The 16,932-nt window shown below is 63.4% G+C and carries 16 protein-coding genes and 1 riboswitch; of the genes, 5 read left to right on the top strand and 11 right to left on the bottom strand.

The genetic code is table 11. The annotated features are described in order from the left end of the window. Position 1 precedes the first annotated feature (1 nt). Positions 2 to 793 (top strand): molybdopterin-binding protein, encoded by a 792-nt coding sequence (locus tag X756_RS151725; RefSeq protein ID WP_023729863.1) that lies wholly within the window; start codon positions 2 to 4, stop codon positions 791 to 793. 151 nt (positions 794 to 944) lie between these two features. Here X756_RS151725 and X756_RS151720 read toward each other — a convergent pair whose 3' ends face one another. Then, positions 945 to 1,946 (bottom strand): hypothetical protein, encoded by a 1,002-nt coding sequence (locus X756_RS151720; protein ID WP_023729864.1) that lies wholly within the window; start codon positions 1,944 to 1,946, stop codon positions 945 to 947. 199 nt (positions 1,947 to 2,145) lie between these two features. After that, positions 2,146 to 2,232, top strand: a riboswitch (glycine riboswitch). Between the two features lie 149 nt (positions 2,233 to 2,381). Between X756_RS151720 and gcvT the strand changes: the two genes are divergently transcribed. The 3 genes from gcvT to gcvP are packed head-to-tail and all read left to right on the top strand — an operon-like array spanning position 2,382 to position 6,684. Further along, complete coding sequence (gene gcvT, locus X756_RS151715) at positions 2,382 to 3,482, top strand: glycine cleavage system aminomethyltransferase GcvT (RefSeq protein WP_023729865.1); 1,101 nt, start codon at positions 2,382 to 2,384, stop codon at positions 3,480 to 3,482. A 5-nt stretch (positions 3,483 to 3,487) separates the two neighbouring features. Beyond that, entirely contained in the window at positions 3,488 to 3,856 is a 369-nt protein-coding gene (gcvH, locus tag X756_RS151710) for a glycine cleavage system protein GcvH (protein ID WP_023729866.1), read from the top strand. A gap of 17 nt (positions 3,857 to 3,873) precedes the next feature. Further along, positions 3,874 to 6,684 (top strand): aminomethyl-transferring glycine dehydrogenase, encoded by a 2,811-nt coding sequence (gcvP, locus tag X756_RS151705; RefSeq protein WP_023729867.1) that lies wholly within the window; start codon positions 3,874 to 3,876, stop codon positions 6,682 to 6,684. A gap of 12 nt (positions 6,685 to 6,696) precedes the next feature. Here gcvP and X756_RS1000000169845 read toward each other — a convergent pair whose 3' ends face one another. Next, positions 6,697 to 7,179: a GGDEF domain-containing protein gene (locus tag X756_RS1000000169845; protein ID WP_245264508.1), complete on the bottom strand. Its 483-nt coding sequence runs from the start codon at positions 7,177 to 7,179 to the stop codon at positions 6,697 to 6,699. A gap of 557 nt (positions 7,180 to 7,736) precedes the next feature. On the opposite strand from X756_RS1000000169845, the gene X756_RS1000000169850 reads away from it, so the two are divergent. Continuing rightward, positions 7,737 to 7,907 (top strand): hypothetical protein, encoded by a 171-nt coding sequence (locus X756_RS1000000169850; protein ID WP_245264503.1) that lies wholly within the window; start codon positions 7,737 to 7,739, stop codon positions 7,905 to 7,907. 115 nt (positions 7,908 to 8,022) lie between these two features. Here X756_RS1000000169850 and X756_RS151700 read toward each other — a convergent pair whose 3' ends face one another. The 9 genes from X756_RS151700 to cpaB all read right to left on the bottom strand — a co-directional run bounded on the left by X756_RS151700 (position 8,023) and on the right by cpaB (position 16,879). Beyond that, on the bottom strand, positions 8,023 to 8,469 hold the full coding sequence (locus X756_RS151700) for a hypothetical protein (protein WP_245264504.1): 447 nt from the start codon (positions 8,467 to 8,469) through the stop codon (positions 8,023 to 8,025). 157 nt (positions 8,470 to 8,626) lie between these two features. After that, positions 8,627 to 9,463, bottom strand: a complete 837-nt coding sequence (locus X756_RS151695) for a hypothetical protein (RefSeq protein ID WP_023710645.1) — start codon at positions 9,461 to 9,463, stop codon at positions 8,627 to 8,629. 146 nt (positions 9,464 to 9,609) lie between these two features. Next, on the bottom strand, positions 9,610 to 10,575 hold the full coding sequence (locus X756_RS151690) for a type II secretion system F family protein (protein WP_023667598.1): 966 nt from the start codon (positions 10,573 to 10,575) through the stop codon (positions 9,610 to 9,612). Between the two features lies 1 nt (position 10,576). After that, positions 10,577 to 11,542 carry a type II secretion system F family protein gene (locus X756_RS151685; protein ID WP_023688292.1) on the bottom strand — a complete coding sequence of 322 codons (966 nt, stop codon included), beginning with the start codon at positions 11,540 to 11,542 and terminating at the stop codon, positions 10,577 to 10,579. Between the two features lie 4 nt (positions 11,543 to 11,546). After that, on the bottom strand, positions 11,547 to 12,968 hold the full coding sequence (locus X756_RS151680) for a CpaF family protein (protein ID WP_023667600.1): 1,422 nt from the start codon (positions 12,966 to 12,968) through the stop codon (positions 11,547 to 11,549). Next, positions 12,965 to 14,179, bottom strand: coding sequence for a response regulator (locus tag X756_RS151675; RefSeq protein WP_023729869.1), 1,215 nt, complete (start codon positions 14,177 to 14,179; stop codon positions 12,965 to 12,967). The genes X756_RS151680 and X756_RS151675 overlap by 4 nt, the downstream gene beginning before the upstream one ends. A 44-nt stretch (positions 14,180 to 14,223) precedes the next feature. Further along, the gene (locus X756_RS151670; RefSeq protein WP_023667602.1) at positions 14,224 to 14,490 is read right to left on the bottom strand and encodes a hypothetical protein; all 267 of its coding nucleotides are present in this window, start codon (positions 14,488 to 14,490) and stop codon (positions 14,224 to 14,226) included. A 4-nt stretch (positions 14,491 to 14,494) separates the two neighbouring features. Next, a complete protein-coding gene (locus X756_RS151665; protein WP_031238560.1) occupies positions 14,495 to 15,895 on the bottom strand; it encodes a type II and III secretion system protein family protein in 1,401 nt (466 codons plus the stop codon). Positions 15,896 to 15,973: 78 nt separating this feature from the next. After that, positions 15,974 to 16,879 carry a Flp pilus assembly protein CpaB gene (gene cpaB / locus X756_RS151660; RefSeq protein ID WP_023681601.1) on the bottom strand — a complete coding sequence of 302 codons (906 nt, stop codon included), beginning with the start codon at positions 16,877 to 16,879 and terminating at the stop codon, positions 15,974 to 15,976. Between the last annotated feature and the right edge of the window lie 53 nt (positions 16,880 to 16,932).

The raw sequence follows: 16,932 nt of genomic DNA on the forward strand, positions 1-16,932 counted from the left end.
GATGGCCAAATTCCAGATCAGCCGCCGAAAGTTCCTGACGGGCGCCGGCCTCGGCGTTTCCGGCATCATGTTGTCGGGCTGCGATGCCTTCGACAGCCAGCTCGGCATGGGTGACGGCCTGCGCAGTTTCCTCGAAAACGCCAATGGCCTGACCTACCGCGCGCAACGCTGGCTTGCCGGCCGCGATGCTCTGGCGCCGGAATTCACCGAGGCCGACATCCGCCAGCCGCAGCGGCCGAACGGCGTCACCGCGCCCGAGGATGACACCTACAAGGGCCTGCTCGCCAACAATTTCGCCGACTGGCGGCTGGAGGTAACGGGCCTGGTCGAAAAGCCGCTGTCGCTCAGCCGCGAGCAGTTGGAGAACATGCCGAGCCGCACGCAGATCACCCGCCACGACTGTGTCGAAGGCTGGAGCTGCATCGCCAAATGGACCGGCACCCCGCTGTCGCTGGTGCTCGACCAGGCTGTGGTCAAGCCGCAGGCCCGCTATGTCATGTTCCACTGCCTCGATACGATCGATCGCAGCCTCTCCGGGGAAATCAAATATTACGGCACCATCGACCTGATCGATGCCCGCCACCCGCAGACGATCCTCGCCTACGGCCTCAACGGCAAGCCGCTGCCGGTCGAAAACGGCGCGCCGCTGCGCGTGCGCGTCGAACGACAGCTCGGCTACAAGATGCCGAAGTATCTCTACAAGATCGAGATCGTCGACAGTTTTGCCAATATCGGCGGCGGCCGCGGCGGCTATTGGGAAGACAATGGCTATGACTGGTATGGCGGGATTTGATGGCCTCGCATTCTGACCGAGCACGATCTGACTCCGACCGAACCGAGCTTGCCTGAGGAAGCCGGTTTCGAGCGCGTGGCCGAACTTGGCGATTGGCCTGAAGACACTCCAATATCGTCCTCTGCAAAACGGTCGCAGAAAACGGCGCGGCTTAAGCAACCTTGTCGAGCAGTGGCTTGAGCGCCGGATGTATCTCCGGCGAGGCGAGCTTGATCAGCGTCAGCAGCGCGCGTTCATTGTCACGCAGCGGGCGGTCGGTGCCGATGCGATCGGCCAGCCATTTCGCCTCGCTGGCGTCGATCGTCTCGGCGCGGCGCGCGAGTGCCTCGGCGGCACGGTTCTTCGACTCCCATTCGGCCTCGATATCGCCGGGCGAACGATAGGCTTCCATGATGCCGGCCAGTCCGCCCGACACCATGCGGCTGAAGAAGCCACCAATTTCGGGCTCGACCTGGTCCAAGAAACTGTCACGACGCAGCGCCACATCGCGCGTCGGCGCTTCGTAGCCGGCCGAACACATGACGAAATTGGCGAGCGCCTTGACGAACAGGTCGTTCCAGGACGGGTCGTTGTGGGCCGCTGCGGTCTGCTCGTTGATCTGGAACAGCACCTCGGCCTCAACCCGTGTGATGGCGATGTTACCGTCGCCGCCATAGGCATGGAGAATGCGGCGCAACAGATCGACCTCTGCCTTGGCGACCAGCCCGGGAACCAGCGCGCCGCCGAGCATCAGTGGTCCCTTGCCGTCGACCACCGCGTTGGCGACCTGCTCGAGCGCATAGGCGGAGAGCCGGCCGGGCGATGATTTCGCCCTTTCCAGCACATGCACCAGCAGCTCCAGTTCGGTCACACTGTCGACCATTCCGTCGCGCGAGATGGTCTGGATCAGCCAACCGGCATTGTCTTCAGAGATATAGCCTGCCGGCTTTTCCTGGTAGACGATGTAGTCGGTAACGGCCTCGACGAAGAATTCAGGCCATTGCGGGCATTTGTCCGTCGCTGTCGCATCGAGCGCGAACAGTGCTTCAGCCTCGCCGCGCGTCACCACGCCGTCAGCGAACACTTCGCGACGCAGCATGACGACATCTTCCGCCGTGATGCGGTCCTTCGAGGCCAGCCCCGCCACCGGCGCGCTCCCGATCCGTTCGCCCATCTGTCAATCCCCATCCGCCGTGCCCAACGCAATTGCCGGCCAAACCGTCAGCCCAGAATATCGCCATTGTCTTGAAAAACCGGCAAACGGCGTGGTTAGCGAAGACTGTAAAGACGACGCGCTTTACGTGTCGCTGGCAGGTGACAAGGTGTCGCCGACAAGCTATGGATGGCGCGTCGAGGGCTTAAGTTTTGAGTCCTACCTGTTTGCGGGAGAGAGCAGCGCGAGCTGCCGCCGAAGGGGAAATCGCCCGAAATCTCTCAGGCAAAAGAACCGTAGACGGGAAAGACACTCTGGAAAGTCGGGGCTTGCCCCCGCGCCGAAGGTGTAAGCGTCGCCGACAGAGTTCCGGTTGCGCGAGTCTCTCAGGCTTCAGACAGAGGGGCACGGACTGGTCGCCAGCAGCGGCCGATTGCGTGCGACTCTGGAGATGACATGACGGGCGACGACACCAAACACCTTCCTCTCGAAGATCTGCACACCGCCGCCGGCGCACGCTTTGGCGCCTTTGCGGGCTGGTCGATGCCGCTGACCTATCCGGCCGGCGTGATGAAGGAGCACCTTCACACCCGCGAACATGCCGGCCTGTTCGACATTTCGCATATGAAGCTGTTCGCTGTCAGCGGACCGGGCGCTGCGGCACTGCTCAACCGCGCCAGTCCGCTCAATGCCGGCGCGCTTGAGATTTCACAGTCCAAATATAGTTTCTTCCTCAACGAGGCCGCCGGGATCATCGACGATCTGATCGTCACCCGGATCGGCGCCGAGCGCTTCATGGTGGTCGCCAACGCCGGGAATGCGGTCGAGGACGAGAAGCATTTGCGTGCGCTGGCCGCGGACTTCGACGTCAAAGTCGATGCGCTCGACCGCGTCTTCCTGGCGATCCAGGGGCCGGAAGCCTGGGCTGCCTTGTCCCGCGCCGGCATCGAGACCGGCTCACTCTTGTTCATGCATGGCATCGAGCCGAAGCAAAACTGGTTCATGAGCCGCTCCGGCTACACCGGCGAGGACGGCTTCGAGATCGGCCTGCCGGAGGCGGATGCGCGCGCTCTGGTCACGAAACTGCTCGAGGACGAGCGTGTGTTGTGGATCGGCCTTGCTGCCCGCGACTCGCTGCGGTTGGAGGCCGGCCTGTGCCTGCACGGCCAGGACATCACGCCGGAGATCGATCCGGCGAGTGCCGGCCTGATGTGGGCGATCCCCAAAGATCTCCGCGCCGGCGGGTCCTTCATCGGCGCCGATGCGCTGCGGTCCATCCTGGAGCGCGGGCCGTCGCAAAAGCGCGTCGGCCTGAAGCCGGACGGCCGCCAGCCGGTGCGCGCCGGCGCTGCTTTGTTCGATGCCGACGGCGATCCGGCCGGCTACGTGACATCAGGCGGCTTCGGCCCGTCGGCCGGCCATCCCGTCGCCATGGGCTATGTGTCAACGGCCTTGGCCAAGCCGGGCACGAAACTGTTCGCCGACGTTCGCGGGACGAAAATCCCGGTCGATATCAGTTCCTTGCCCTTCACTCCTCATCGCTACCGCAAAGGATAATTCCGATGGCAAAAACCTATTTCACACAAGATCACGAATGGCTGAGCGTCGAGGGAGGCATCGCCACCGTCGGGATAACCGACTATGCGCAGGAACAGCTTGGCGATCTCGTCTTCGTCGAACTGCCTCAAATCGGCACCAAACTCAGTAAGGGCGACACCGCCGTGGTCGTCGAATCCGTCAAGGCGGCATCCGATGTTTATGCGCCGGTTGATGGCGAGATCACCGACGCCAACGGCGCGCTGTCCTCGGACCCGTCGCTGGTCAACTCCGCTGCGACCGGCGACGGCTGGCTGTGGAAGATGAAGCTCGCCGACGAAGGCCAACTCGCAGGCCTCATGAATGAGGCCGCCTACAACGCCCATATCGGTTGACATCAGGACCTATTGCCATGAGCGCAGCACTTACCCCCTTCTCGGCCCGCCACATCGGTCCTGATGTAAACGACGTCAGAGCCATGCTTGCCGTGATCGGCGTTCCCTCCGTCGAGACGCTGATCAGCCAGGCCGTGCCGCAGTCGATCCGCCTCGATCTGCCGCTAGCCCTTCCCGCGCCGGCGAGCGAAGCCGAAGCGCTGGCCGAATTGGCTGCGACCATGGCAAAAAACAGGGTGCTGAAGAGCTTCATCGGCGCCGGCTATCACGGCGTCCATGTGCCGCCGGTCATCCAGCGCAACCTGTTCGAGAACCCGGCCTGGTACACCGCCTATACGCCCTACCAGGCCGAGATCAGCCAGGGCCGCCTGGAAATGCTGTTCAACTTCCAGACCTTGGTCACCGAATTGACCGGCCTGCCGGTGGCTTCGGCCTCCCTGCTCGACGAAGCGACGGCGGTGGCCGAAGCGGTCGGCATCGCGCTGCGCCATCACCGCGACAAGCGCACCAAGGTGGCGCTGGCCGGCACGCCGCATCCGCAGACGCTGGACGTCGTGCGCACCCGCGCCGAGCCGCTCGGCATCGAGATCGATGGCGAGACCATCGACGACAACACCGCCGCCCTGCTGGTCTCCTGGCCGGACACGTTTGGCGTCTATGGCGACCACAAGGCGGCGATCGAGAAGGCTCGCGCCACCGGCGCCGTGGTCGTCTTCATCGCCGATCCGCTTGCGCTCACGCTGACCGAAGCGCCGGCCAGGCTTGGCGCCGACATCGCCGTCGGCCCGATGCAGCGCTTTGGCGTGCCGATGGGCTTTGGCGGCCCGCACGCCGCCTATTGCGCCGTCTCCGACAAGCTGACCCGGCTGATGCCCGGCCGCCTCGTCGGCCAGTCGATCGACAGCAAGGGCCGTCCCGGCTATCGCCTCGCCCTGCAGACGCGCGAACAGCATATCCGCCGCGACAAGGCGACCTCCAACATCTGCACCGCGCAGGCGCTGCTTGCCAACATGGCGACCGCATACGCGATCTGGCACGGGCCTACTGGTTTGCAGGCGATCGCAGCCCGAATTCATGAGCTCGCCAACGGCCTCGCAGCAGGCCTGAAAACCGCTGGTGTTTCCGTGCTCGGCTCAAGCCGTTTCGACACGGTGACGGCCGAAGTGAAGGGCAAGGCAGCTTCGATCGCCGCTGCCGCTGAAAAAGGTGGCCGGCTGCTGCGCGTCATCGATGCCGACCGCATCAGCATCGCCTTCGACGAAACCTCGACCGAGGCGGATCTCGAGGCTATCGCCGCCCTGTTCGGCGCCAAGTCCGGCGCTACTGAGGCCGGCGCGATGCCCGGCAAGCCGCGCGGCAAGGAGTTTCTGACCCAGCCGGTTTTCCGCGAAAACCACTCCGAGACCGACATGATGCGCCTGCTGCGCAGGCTAGCCGACAAGGATTTGGCGCTCGACCGCACCATGATCCCGTTGGGCTCCTGCACCATGAAGCTCAACGCGGCGGCCGAAATGATGCCGGTCAGCTGGCCTGTTGTCGCCAACCTCCATCCCTTCGCGCCGGCCAGCCATTCGGCCGGCTATCGCGCCATGGTCGGCGAGCTGGAAGGCTGGCTGGCGGAGATCACCGGCTTCGACGCCGTCAGCCTGCAGCCCAATGCCGGCAGCCAAGGCGAATATGCCGGCCTGCTCGCCATCCGCGCCTATCACCGTTCGCGTGGCGAAGGCCATCGCACCATCTGCCTGATCCCCCAGTCCGCGCATGGCACCAATCCGGCGAGTGCGGCGATGGCCGGCATGAGCGTCGTCGTCGTGCGTTGCCTGGAGGACGGCAATATCGACATGGACGATATGCGGGCCAAGGCCAACGAGCATTCGAAGAATCTCGCAGCCCTGATGTTCACCTATCCCTCGACGCACGGCGTCTACGAGGAAGGCGCGCGCCACCTGTGCGCTCTCATTCACGAGCATGGCGGCCAGGTCTATTTCGACGGCGCCAACCTTAACGCCCTGGTTGCTTTGGCGCGGCCCGCCGATATCGGCGCCGATGTCTGCCACATGAACCTGCACAAGACCTTCTGCATCCCGCATGGCGGCGGCGGTCCGGGCGTCGGTCCGATCGGCGTCAGGGCGCATCTGAAACCCTATCTGCCGGGTCATGTCACCGAAGGTTCGGCGCATGCCGTGTCCGCTGCCCCGTTCGGCAGCGCTTCCATCCTGCCGATCACCTGGATGTACATCCGCATGATGGGCGCCGCCGGCCTGAAGCAGGCGACGGAGACGGCGATCATCTCGGCCAATTATGTGGCGACGCGGCTCGCGCCGCACTTCCCGCTTCTCTACAAGGGCAGGCACGATCGCATCGCGCATGAATGCATCCTCGACACGCGCGTCCTCAAGGAGAGCGCCGGCATCAGCGTCGATGATATCGCCAAGCGGCTGATCGACTACGGCTTTCACGCGCCGACCATGTCGTTCCCTGTCGCCGGCACGCTGATGGTCGAGCCCACAGAGTCCGAGCCCAAGCGCGAACTCGACCGGTTCTGCGAGGCGATGATTGCCATCGCCGGCGAGGCAGCGAAAGTGGCGAAGGGCGAATGGCCGCTCGAGGACAACCCGCTGGTCAATGCCCCGCACACGGCGGCCGAAACCCTTGCCGGCCAGTGGACTCACCCCTATTCGCGGCTGGAAGCGGCCTACCCCGCTGGCGATGTCGATACAGCGGCCAAATACTGGCCGCCGGTCTCGCGCATCGACAATGTCGCCGGCGACCGCAACCTCGTCTGCTCCTGCCCGCCGTTGTCGGAATATCTCGGCGCCGCCGAATAACACTCTGGCCTGTCAGGCTGAACGCAAGGCCGGCCCATCGGCCTTGCCGTCGAGGACAAGCACGCGATTTCGCCCGGCGTTCTTGGCCGCGTAGAGCGCCCGGTCGGCCTCGGCCAGTACTTCATCCAGGCTGCTGCCGTCTTCCTTGCCAAAGCCAATGCCGCCGCTGACGCTGCTGCGCAACGGCCCGCGCGGCGTCGGCACCACTTCCGTGCCGAAGGCGACGCCGATCCTGCTGGCGAGATCGTAGGCCTTGTCTTCGGTCATCCGAGACATGACCAACGCGAACTCCTCGCCGCCCAGCCGGAAGGCGTCGACGCCAACCCTGTCATACTTCTTGATGACTGCGGCGAAACGGCAAAGCACCCGGTCGCCGACGGGATGGCCATAGATGTCGTTGGTCCGCTTGAAGTGGTCGAGGTCGAACATGGCGACCGACATGAACGGGCCGAAGACGCGCTCGCCATAAAGCGAGTTCAAAGCCCGCCGGTTCATGAGACCGGTCAACGGGTCGGTCAAGGTCTCGGCCTTCAGTTCGATCTGTGCCTGCAGATGATGCAGCGACAGCGTCAGCGCGCCCGAGCGCCGTCATGCAGGCGACTGCCACGACCGAATTCAACCGCTCGGCCCAATTGTCGGGTGCGACGCCGAGCACCCACTGGCCCTTGACCAGAAGCACGGCGCCGCAGAGCCCGAAGGATACGCCGCAGACGCCGCTTAGCGCCGAAACGACCAGCAGAATGCCGCGATCCTGACTGCCCTTGATCCAGAACATCACCCCGATCGAGGCGAGCAGCACTGTTACCGTCGTATAGGTGAGGATGAAGCCGACACCATCGAAACCGAGATAGGTCACGCCGGCGCAGACAGCCATCGCAAGCATGGCCGGCAGGACAGCGCGGCTGTAATTTCGCACACCAAGATATTGCATGGCCGAAAGTGAAAGCGCCAGGAAACCGAGGCTGAGCAGCGCCAGCGCCGCCTGGCAAAGCAAGGGACTGGGCTCCCTCGTGTAGCGCCAGAAGACGATGACGTGGGCGACAAGGACGAGAATGCCGCACGCCACCGTCAGCACGAAGCGTGCACGCGGCGCCGTGAACCAGATCACAAACATGGTGACGCTCAGGCATGTGCCCGACAGCGCAGCCGCCAGCAATAGCGAACTGAAATCCAGCATGGATGAGCGGCAACCTTTGGGATCTTCGATTTGTGGCGCATCATAGGCATGCAACCGGCCGGAGATACCGTTTTCGGCCGGTTTTCAAAGCAACCTGCCGACAGGGTTTACAAAGCGTCGACTGCCGTCCCGCGAAGCTCGGCACGCGAGTGTCCCTAGTCTCAGCCCTTGTTGAGCAGCGCCAGATTGGCGTTGATCACGCTCGGGTCGGCCATGCCGGCCCTTGCTTCCATGAGCAGCGCTCTCGCCTTCTTCTTGTTGCCGCGCAGCAGCTGCGAATAGCCCATATTGTTGACAATCTGCGGCTTGCGCCCGGCAACCTTCAAAAGCTGGTCGTAGGCGCGGTCGGCGAAGTCGAAGCGGCCGAGTTCGTCATAGGAGGCGGCAAGCCCCATCCATCCCTCGGCACTGTCGGCCTTCAGTTCCACGGCCTTGCGGAAATGCTGTTCGGCAAGGCCGTAATTGGCCTCGCGGAACTGCGCCTTGCCTTGCGCAAGGTCGGAGGTGCTGACGTCTTTTGCCACCGGTTGGATCGATGTGGTCTTGGTTTTGTCGACGTTGTCGGTCGTGCAGCCGCCGACCATCAAGACGGCCGCTAGCGCGGCCATTACCGTGAAACTTCTGTGACGCATGCCCCTGGCCCCAATCGCCCGATTTACCGGGTCGTTCTCTGAGGAAGCAGACTACAACAGGGCGATTAAACTTCAGTGCGGAAACGCGCCTAAAATTTGGTTTCGGGCACAGAAGCCATTAACCAACCGAAGCCTATTCCGGCTCCAGCGCCTTGAGCCCCGCCGGAAACTGATAGCGCCTGCCGTCGTAGCGCAGCCGGTAGGTTCGTTTCATGGACCTGCCGGGATGGGACTGGCACTCGCCATTCTTGTCGACAGACGGATTGTCGGTGTCCAACCGCTCGAACACTGTGATGTCGTGATAGCCGTGATGTCTCGCCGGGCTCATCGCCAGGCTGACCCGGTTGGATTGAAAGGATCCTGCGCAATTGGTGTCGCCTTCGCCGCCAAAGCCGGCCACGATGATGCCGTCGAGCACCAGGCGCAGAGCACCGCCGTCAAGGGCATAGAGCCGCAGGTCGGTTTCACTGAAAGGATTCGGCTGCGAATGGTTTGCCATGTCGATGCGCAGGCCGAAGGCGCCGACATCGGGCGCCAATCTGTAGCGCCCGGTATCGAAGTCGATCTCGCGGATGCCGACGGCATCATCGGTCATCAGCCCGGGCTGGAGCAGGCGCTGGCGCACCTGCCGGGTCTTCCTGTCGACGACCAGAAGCTCGACATCGCCGAAATGCCCGTCGTCGCTGGATTGGGAGCTGTCGATCAGCGGCACGGCGACCAACAACAGGTCGTCATGGGCGGGCCAGATCTTGCAGACCACGCCGAATGGCGCATCGCCATCCCAAAGCGTCTGGGCGATGCTGGTATGAGGTTCGAGCGTGAAGGAGGCGCCATCGGCACTCTTTTGGGCCTTGGGATATGCCTGCTGCACCAGAGCGGCAGCGTCGCCGCAATCGTCGGCCGCGGCCGAGGCCGGCGACAGACTGGCCGCGGCGAGGCCGAGGAAGGCGGTGCACAAGACTATTCGCATGGACGGCTCACTCATTTTGCTTTTTGCGGATTTTGCCGAAGGAGAGCGGCCAAACCGGCCGGATATGACATCCAGGCGAAGCGTAGTTGAAGTGAGTAACCGCAGAAAGCCGCCGGGCGGCCACTTGGTATCTACTGCCTTGGTATCTACTGAACCGCCGTCATTTTGACGATGATCGGGATGACGGCGATCATCAACACCACCGGCAGGATGCACACCACCACCGGCACCGACATCTTGGCCGGCAAGGCATGTGCCTTCTCCTCGGCCAACGACATGCGCTTGTGGCGCATTTCGTCGGAGAACACGCGCAGCGCCCCGGCGAGGCTGGTGCCGAGTTCCTTCGACTGCTGCAAGAGCGTGGCGAAGGAGCGCACCTCGTCCAGGCTGAGGCGGTCGGCGAGCGCCTTCAATGCATCGTCGAGGCTGCGGCCGGCCCTGAGTTCCAGCGACACCAGCTGCAGATTCTGGCTCAGCGACGGATAGGTCTTGGCCAGTTCCCTCGAGACGCGCTCGATGCCGGCCTCCATGCTCATGCCGGCATCGGAGCAGACGATCATCAAATCCATGAAGTCGGGAAAGCCGTTGCGGTATTCGCGCATCTTTTCCCGCACCTTCTGGCTGAGCACCAGGCCGGGCACGAAATAGCCGGCGGCTCCCGACAGGATGATGAAGGTCCAGCGGCTGGTCGCGGTGGAATCGGCGCTGCCCATCCAATGGTTGACCAGGAACGCGCCGATCGCTGCGCCCACGAGGCAGGCGAAGCGGATCAGGAAGAATGTGCCGACCGCGCGCGGCTCCATATAGCCCGCCTGGATCAGCTTCATACGCAACCGGGCGACATTTTCCGGATCGCTCTTGGCGTAGAATTCCTGCGCCCGCTTCACCGCCTTCTCGCGCACGACGCTCTGGTTCTTCTTCGGCGCCACCTCGGCCTGTTGGGGAGTCTTGCTGTCGTCGATCTTGAGCCGGCGCTTGAGATCGTTGCGGTCGCCTTTGGCCACCACCAGCGGCCATGCCACCGCGCTGCCGCCCAATGCCAGCAGCATCGCGGCTACCGGCATCAGCGACGTCGGCGCCAGCGAGGCAAGAAACTGGATCACCTGCTCCATCTCAGAACCGGAAGTTCGACATCTTGAACATGATGATGTTGCCCAGCATCAGCCATGTCACCGAACCGCCCAGCAGATACCAAGTCTTCGGCACATCCCAGACGCTTTGATAAAATTGCGGCATCATCACCATGATGGCGGCGAACAGCAGCGCCGGCACCGCCGTCAGGATATAGGCCGACATACGACCCTCGGTCGAAATGGCGCGCACCTTGCGGCGCAGCTTGCCGCGTTCGCGGATCGTCGTCGACAGCCCGTCGAGGATCTCGCGCAGATTGCCGCCCGAACTCGTCTGGATGGAAACCGCGGTGACGAACAGCGGCAGATCCTCCTGGCCGACGCGATCAAACAGTGAATTCAACGCCGAAACCAGGTCGGAACCATAAGTCACCTCGTCGGAGATAACGCCGAATTCGGTGCCGATCGGATCGGGCATCTCGCGCGACACCATGGAGATCGCCACCGGAACCGGATGCCCGGCCTTCAAGCCGCGCGTGATCAATTCCAGCGCCTCCGGCAACTGCACGCCGAAACGCTTCACCCGCCGGGCACGCTTGGAACGCAGCACAATTACCGGCAGCAGCGCTGTCAGCACCACAAACAGCAAAATGGCGAGCAACAGCGGCAGGCCGTACCAGAGCGCGACGAGCATCATCGCCAGCGCCACGCCCGTCGTCATCGTCAGGAATTTCGGCAAGGGCATCACCATGCCAGACTGCGTGCGCAGCGCGCGAAAACGGTCGGGCGAGAAGAATGACGTGCCGGAATCGAGGCCGCGTTCCTTGCGCAGCTGGATCAGCACCTGTTCCTGGCTGATCTTGTTTTCCTGCAGCTTCATGCGCCGGTTGATAGCCAGGCGCTTGTCGCTGCGGCCGGCATAGAGCAGATAGCAGCCTTCGGCGATCATGATGCCGGTCAGCGCTGCCGCGGCATAGACGACATAGATCGGGCTGAAATTCTCGAACACCCGGCTACTCCTGCGGCCGGCCGGGTTCGAAATATTTGCCGGGGAATTCAATGCCCATATTGCGCAGGTCCTCGAGGAAACGCGGGCGAATGCCGGTCGCCTCGTAGTGACCGAGGATCTTGCCGTCGGCTTCCATGCCGGTGCGCACGAAGCGGAATATCTCCTGCATCTGGATGACGTCGCCTTCCATGCCGGTCACCTCGGCGACGCTGGTCACCTTGCGCTTGCCGTCCGACAGTCGCGTCAGCTGGACGATAAGGTCGAGCGCGCTGGCGATCTGGCTGCGGATCGACTGCACCGTCATCGGCATGCCGGTCATGCCCAGCATCTGCTCGAGGCGCGAAATGGCGTCGCGCGGCGTGTTGGCGTGGATGGTCGCCATCGAGCCTTCATGGCCGGTGTTCATCGCCTGCAGCATGTCGAAGGCCTCCTCGCCGCGGCACTCGCCGAGGATGACGCGGTCAGGGCGCATGCGCAGCGCGTTCTTGACCAGGTCGCGCTGCTTCAGCTCGCCATGACCTTCGATGTTGGCGGGGCGCGTTTCCATGCGCGCGACATGCGGCTGCTGCAGCTGCAGTTCGGCCGCGTCCTCGATGGTGATCAACCGTTCGTCTTCCGGAATAAAGGCTGACAATGCGTTGAGCATCGTCGTCTTGCCGGTGCCGGTACCGCCCGAGATGATGGTCGTTTTGCGGGCGTGGACTGCAGCCGCCAGCACCTCGGCCATGTTCTGGGTGATGGCGCCGAACTCGACCAGCTTGTGCAGGCCGAGCTTGTTCTTTGAAAACTTGCGGATCGACACCAGCGGCCCGTCGACGGCGACCGGGCGAATGGCGGCGTTGAAGCGCGAGCCGTCGAGCATGCGGGCATCGACCATCGGCTGCGATTCGTCGACCCGGCGGCCGACGGCGGCGACGATCTTGTTGACGATGCGCAACAGGTGCGCCTCGTCCTTGAACGGGATATGGACCTGCTGCAGCTTGCCCCGTTTTTCGACGAAGCAGTTCTGGTGGCCGTTGATCAGGATGTCGTTGATGTCGGGGTCCTTGAGCAGCGGTTCCAGCGGGCCGAGGCCGACCATCTCATCGACGATGTCATCGACCAGCGCTTCAAGTTCGACGGTGTTGATCGCCATACGCTCCTGGCGGGTCTTTTCCGACACGAACTCCTGCACCTGCCGGCGCATCTCATCCTTGGGCAGGCGCTCCAGCGCGACCAGGTTGATTTCCTCGAGCAGCAGCCGGTGGATGCGCACGCGGGCATCGAGCACCTTGTTGGCGCTTTTTCCCGGTGTTGTCTCCGGCTTCGGCGGCAAGGCCTTGCGGTTCGTCGGGATGACCACGGCGTGATGCGCGACCGGCGCCGCCTCGGCCGGCTTCAGAGCGCGGACGTCACGGTTCTGCAGGGTCGAGAAGCGGCTGGTCATCCGGCTTTCCTCTTCAGGAGGCCCCTGCCGATGCCGAACAGCGAGCGCGATTTCTCCGGCGTCACCACGGCTTCTTCCGGCAGGATGATCCTCTTCAGATCGTTGACGACATTGGCGTTCGGGTCGATCTCATGCAGCGGCACGCCGCGGTCGACCGCTTCACGCACAAGCCGGTAATTGTTGGAGATGCCGCCGACGAAATGCTCGCCCAGGATTTCCTGGACATCCGCCTGCTTGATGCCGTTGTCGAACATCTTCTGCTCGAAACGATTGACGATGACGTTCGGCTTCACTTCCTTGCCGGCCGTCTCGTAGACCGCCTGGATCAGCCGCTGCGTGTGGCGCAGGCATGGCACCGTCATTTCGGCGACGATGTAGAGCTTGTTGGAGCCGAGCAGCACCGTCTCCGTCCACGGAAACCAGGTGCGCGGCATGTCGATGACGACGTTATCGAAATAGGCCGAGACGAGATCGAGCATGCGCACCACGACATCGGTCTTGAACGAGCGCATTTCCGACGGATGCGTTGGCGCCGCCAGCACGCAGAGCCCGCTCGCATGCTTGGACAGCATCACATCCAGCAGCTGACGGTCGAGGCGCTCGGGCTGGTTCTCGATTTCGGTGATGTCGAAGCGCGGCTCGAGGTCGAGATATTCGGCGCAGGCGCCTTGCTGGAAATTGAGGTCGACCACGCAGGTCGACGCGCCGCGCGTCGCCGAATGATGCAGCTGGAAGGCGGTCTGCAGCGCCAGCGTCGTGGTGCCGACGCCGCCGGCGGCCGGCATGAAGGTATAGATCTGCGACTCGGTGTTTTCCTCGCGCCCCGGCCCTTGCAGCGCGCGCACGACCGACCGCACCAGATCGGCGGTGGTGATCGGCTTGACCAGGAAATCGGCGACCTGGAGCTGCACCAGGATACGCACTGCGGCTGCGTTGAATTCCTGGGTGACGACGACCACCGGAACGCGGCCTTCAAGCCGGCGCATGATGCGCTGCAGCGACTCGATCTCTTCCAGCTTTGCCGCATCCATGTCGACGATGAGCGCGCCGAAATCGGCTTCCTGGACCTCGCCGCGCAGTTCGGTAATGTTCTTCTCGACGGTCGAAAGCTGGATCACCTCCGAGGCCGCGAACGCGGTGCGCGTATCCTGCGCAAAGGTCCGGTCGCTGGACACCAGCAGGATCTTCTTGGTCTTGATGCCGCTTGCCATTTTGTCAGCCTGTCAGGTCATTCCCGGTCAAATCACCGGGCAAATCAATCGGTTGTCGCTGTCGGTTGCACGGCCTTGGCAGCAGCAGCCTGGTCGGCGGCGTTGACTGCCGCCTCACTGCGCTGCGCCGGCACCAGCAGCCTGGTGTTCTGGACGCCGTATTTCCAGGGATCGACCATCTGCATGGCCGTATTGGCGGCCTGTGCGTTGCCGGCGGCAATCGTCGGTCCCTCGGAGCGGACATAGTCGTCGCTGGTGCAGCCGCCGGCGAGGCCGGCGATCAGCAGGGCGATGCATGATTCCACGCGCATGGCTTCAATCCTTCGGCAGGTCGAGGAAATGCCCGACGGTGGTGACCGCGGCCGGCTGTGCCGTACTGCCGCTGGCCATTGCCACTGCACGATTGGCTTCGGACGATTTCACTTCCTCGGTGTTGTTGAGGAAATAGTCGACATTGCTGGCCGGCTGCGTGCCGTCGGTCGGCTCGAGCAGCTTCTTCGACGGATCGACCGGCTTGACCAGATAGGGGGTGACGATGATCACCAGATCGGTCTCGCGCCGCTGATAGGATTTGGAGGAGAACAGCGAGCCGAGCACCGGCAGCTTGCCGAGTCCGGGAAGACGCGATGTGGTAATGTCGTTCTGTGACTGCAGCAGGCCGGCGATCATGAAGCTCTGGCCATTCTTCAGGTCGACGGATGTTTTGGCGCGGCGCACGATAAAGCCCGGGACCGAGATATTGCCGATATTGTAGGAGGCCGAAGCGTCGATCGAGGACACTTCCGGCGCGATGTCGAGGCTCACCAGCCCGTCCTTGAGAACCGTCGGCGTGAAGTCGAGGCTGACGCCGTATTTCTTGTAGCTGACGGAAATCTTGCCATTGTCCTCGGAGACCGGGATCGGGAACTCGCCGCCGGCGAGGAAGCTTGCCGTCTGGCCCGAGCGGGCGATCAGGTTCGGCTCGGCCAGCCGCCTGGCGAGACCACGTTCCTCCAGCGCCTTGATGGCGACGTCGATCGACAGGCCGTTGGACAGCAGCCGGCCGATGATCTCGCCATTGCCGGCTCCCGGCACCGTGCCAGGATCGAGGGTGACGTCGCGCCCGCCAATGCCGTAAGCGAAATTGGCGCTGTATTTGGCGCCGAGATCCTGTCCGGCCTGGCGATTGATCTCGACGAAGCGGACGTTGAGCTGAACCTGCTGCGAGGACGAGATGTTGACCGAATTGATCACTTCCTCATTGCCGGAGAAGCGGCTGGCGATCTTGCTTGCCTTCTCGGCGGCGACCGCGTCATCGGCCTCGCCCGACAGCACGACGCGGCCATTGGCCGAGCCGACCTTGATCTTGGCGTCCGGCACGCTGGCGCGAATGGTGCTGGCCAGCTGGTCGGTGTCCAGCGTCACCTCGATGTCGACGGTGCCGACCAACTGCTTGTTCTCGTCGAACAGCGCGATGCCGGTGGTGCCGAGATTGTTGCCCAGCACATAGAAGGATTTGTCGGTCAGCGGATTGACGTTGGCGATCTCCGGATCGCCGATGACGATCTGATAGAAGGCGGCATTGGTCATGACCGTCTTCGGCTTGCCCTTGGCCACCTTGATCGACGCATTCGTTGTCGACGAGACATGGACGATATCGTTGTCGGCCTTGGCTGGCGCGCTGAGGCCGAGCATTGCGGCCGCGGCGAGGCAAGCCGCTATCGCGAGCGCCCGCATTGGGCGCAGTCCTTTCGTCGTCTGAAATGCATGAAGTCCCGACATCTGTCCCGTCCCTCGCCCGGTCCCCACCGGCAGTTATTGCTGGTCCCGCGCAGGAACCTGGTATTCTTCGACCTGCGTGCCGCGCGTCACGATGATCGTCTTGAATTTCGGCTTCTCAGGCTCCTTGGTCGCGGCAGTGAACAGCGCGCCGGCAGCGGCCTGGACGCCGGAGGCGACCGATCCGCCGAAGGACGAGATGGTGGTGACGCCGTCCTTGGCGGCCCCTCCGTCTGCGGCCGAGCGGAGCGACAGCGACAAGGTGCCGACGGTGCGGGCAAGCGCCACTTTCTGCGCGCCTTCGGTCGTCACCTCGATGGTGACGGAATTGGCGATCTGCGGTGTGGTCTGGCGCTCGTCGGCGCCCTGCCCCACGGTCAGCACCTTGGCGTCGGAGACGACGATCTCGGAGGTAACGGTCGATCCGGCAGCGCCCTGCGCGTTCTTGGCCACTTCCTGGATTTCGCCCGCATCGCGTGTCAGCACCACGTCGACCCGGTCGCCCGGCATGACGAAGCCGCCGACACCGGCGATCTCGTCGGTGCGGATTGTCACCGCCCGCATGCCGGGCGTCATCATGTTGGATAGCGTCGCGCGGCCGTTCGGCCCCGACAATTTGCTGATCAGCACCGGCTCGTTGATCTCGATCGGCGACAATACCACGCGGCTGCCTTCGGCGAGCAATGCATTGACTGTGGTGAATGCGCCCTGCGGCACCGAATCCTCGGACCATGGGATTTCGCTGAGCTGCGCCCGGTCAAGCTCCATGCCGTAACGCAGCGGCGCGTTGGCCACCACGATGGTCTTGAAGACGACCTTGGGGACGGCGGGCGCCGGGATCGACGCCGTTTTCTCTTCGGCATCGGCCTTGGCCTGGCTTTTCACCCAGAAATCCGCGGCAAAGATTGAAATCGCGCCGAAGACGGCAGCGATGCCAATCATCGTTATGGCCTTGCCCCTCACAACCAACCCCTGACATTCGTGGTCTTTTGTTT

Origin of the sequence: Mesorhizobium sp. LNJC405B00, assembly GCF_000502615.1 — a bacterium.
Lineage (GTDB): Bacteria > Pseudomonadota > Alphaproteobacteria > Rhizobiales > Rhizobiaceae > Mesorhizobium.

What these genes read in the sequence shown, in the direction of transcription:
- X756_RS151725 (WP_023729863.1), top strand. Translation starts at nt 2, where the DNA reads ATGGCCAAATTCCAGATCAGCCGCCGAAAGTTCCTGACGGGCGCCGGC.
- X756_RS151720 (WP_023729864.1), bottom strand. Translation starts at nt 1,946, where the DNA reads ATGGGCGAACGGATCGGGAGCGCGCCGGTGGCGGGGCTGGCCTCGAAG.
- gcvT (WP_023729865.1), top strand. Translation starts at nt 2,382, where the DNA reads ATGACGGGCGACGACACCAAACACCTTCCTCTCGAAGATCTGCACACC.
- gcvH (WP_023729866.1), top strand. Translation starts at nt 3,488, where the DNA reads ATGGCAAAAACCTATTTCACACAAGATCACGAATGGCTGAGCGTCGAG.
- gcvP (WP_023729867.1), top strand. Translation starts at nt 3,874, where the DNA reads ATGAGCGCAGCACTTACCCCCTTCTCGGCCCGCCACATCGGTCCTGAT.
- X756_RS1000000169845 (WP_245264508.1), bottom strand. Translation starts at nt 7,179, where the DNA reads ATGAACCGGCGGGCTTTGAACTCGCTTTATGGCGAGCGCGTCTTCGGC.
- X756_RS1000000169850 (WP_245264503.1), top strand. Translation starts at nt 7,737, where the DNA reads ATGCCGCACGCCACCGTCAGCACGAAGCGTGCACGCGGCGCCGTGAAC.
- X756_RS151700 (WP_245264504.1), bottom strand. Translation starts at nt 8,469, where the DNA reads ATGGCCGCGCTAGCGGCCGTCTTGATGGTCGGCGGCTGCACGACCGAC.
- X756_RS151695 (WP_023710645.1), bottom strand. Translation starts at nt 9,463, where the DNA reads ATGCGAATAGTCTTGTGCACCGCCTTCCTCGGCCTCGCCGCGGCCAGT.
- X756_RS151690 (WP_023667598.1), bottom strand. Translation starts at nt 10,575, where the DNA reads ATGGAGCAGGTGATCCAGTTTCTTGCCTCGCTGGCGCCGACGTCGCTG.
- X756_RS151680 (WP_023667600.1), bottom strand. Translation starts at nt 12,968, where the DNA reads ATGACCAGCCGCTTCTCGACCCTGCAGAACCGTGACGTCCGCGCTCTG.
- X756_RS151675 (WP_023729869.1), bottom strand. Translation starts at nt 14,179, where the DNA reads ATGGCAAGCGGCATCAAGACCAAGAAGATCCTGCTGGTGTCCAGCGAC.
- X756_RS151670 (WP_023667602.1), bottom strand. Translation starts at nt 14,490, where the DNA reads ATGCGCGTGGAATCATGCATCGCCCTGCTGATCGCCGGCCTCGCCGGC.
- X756_RS151665 (WP_031238560.1), bottom strand. Translation starts at nt 15,895, where the DNA reads ATGCGGGCGCTCGCGATAGCGGCTTGCCTCGCCGCGGCCGCAATGCTC.
- cpaB (WP_023681601.1), bottom strand. Translation starts at nt 16,879, where the DNA reads ATGATTGGCATCGCTGCCGTCTTCGGCGCGATTTCAATCTTTGCCGCG.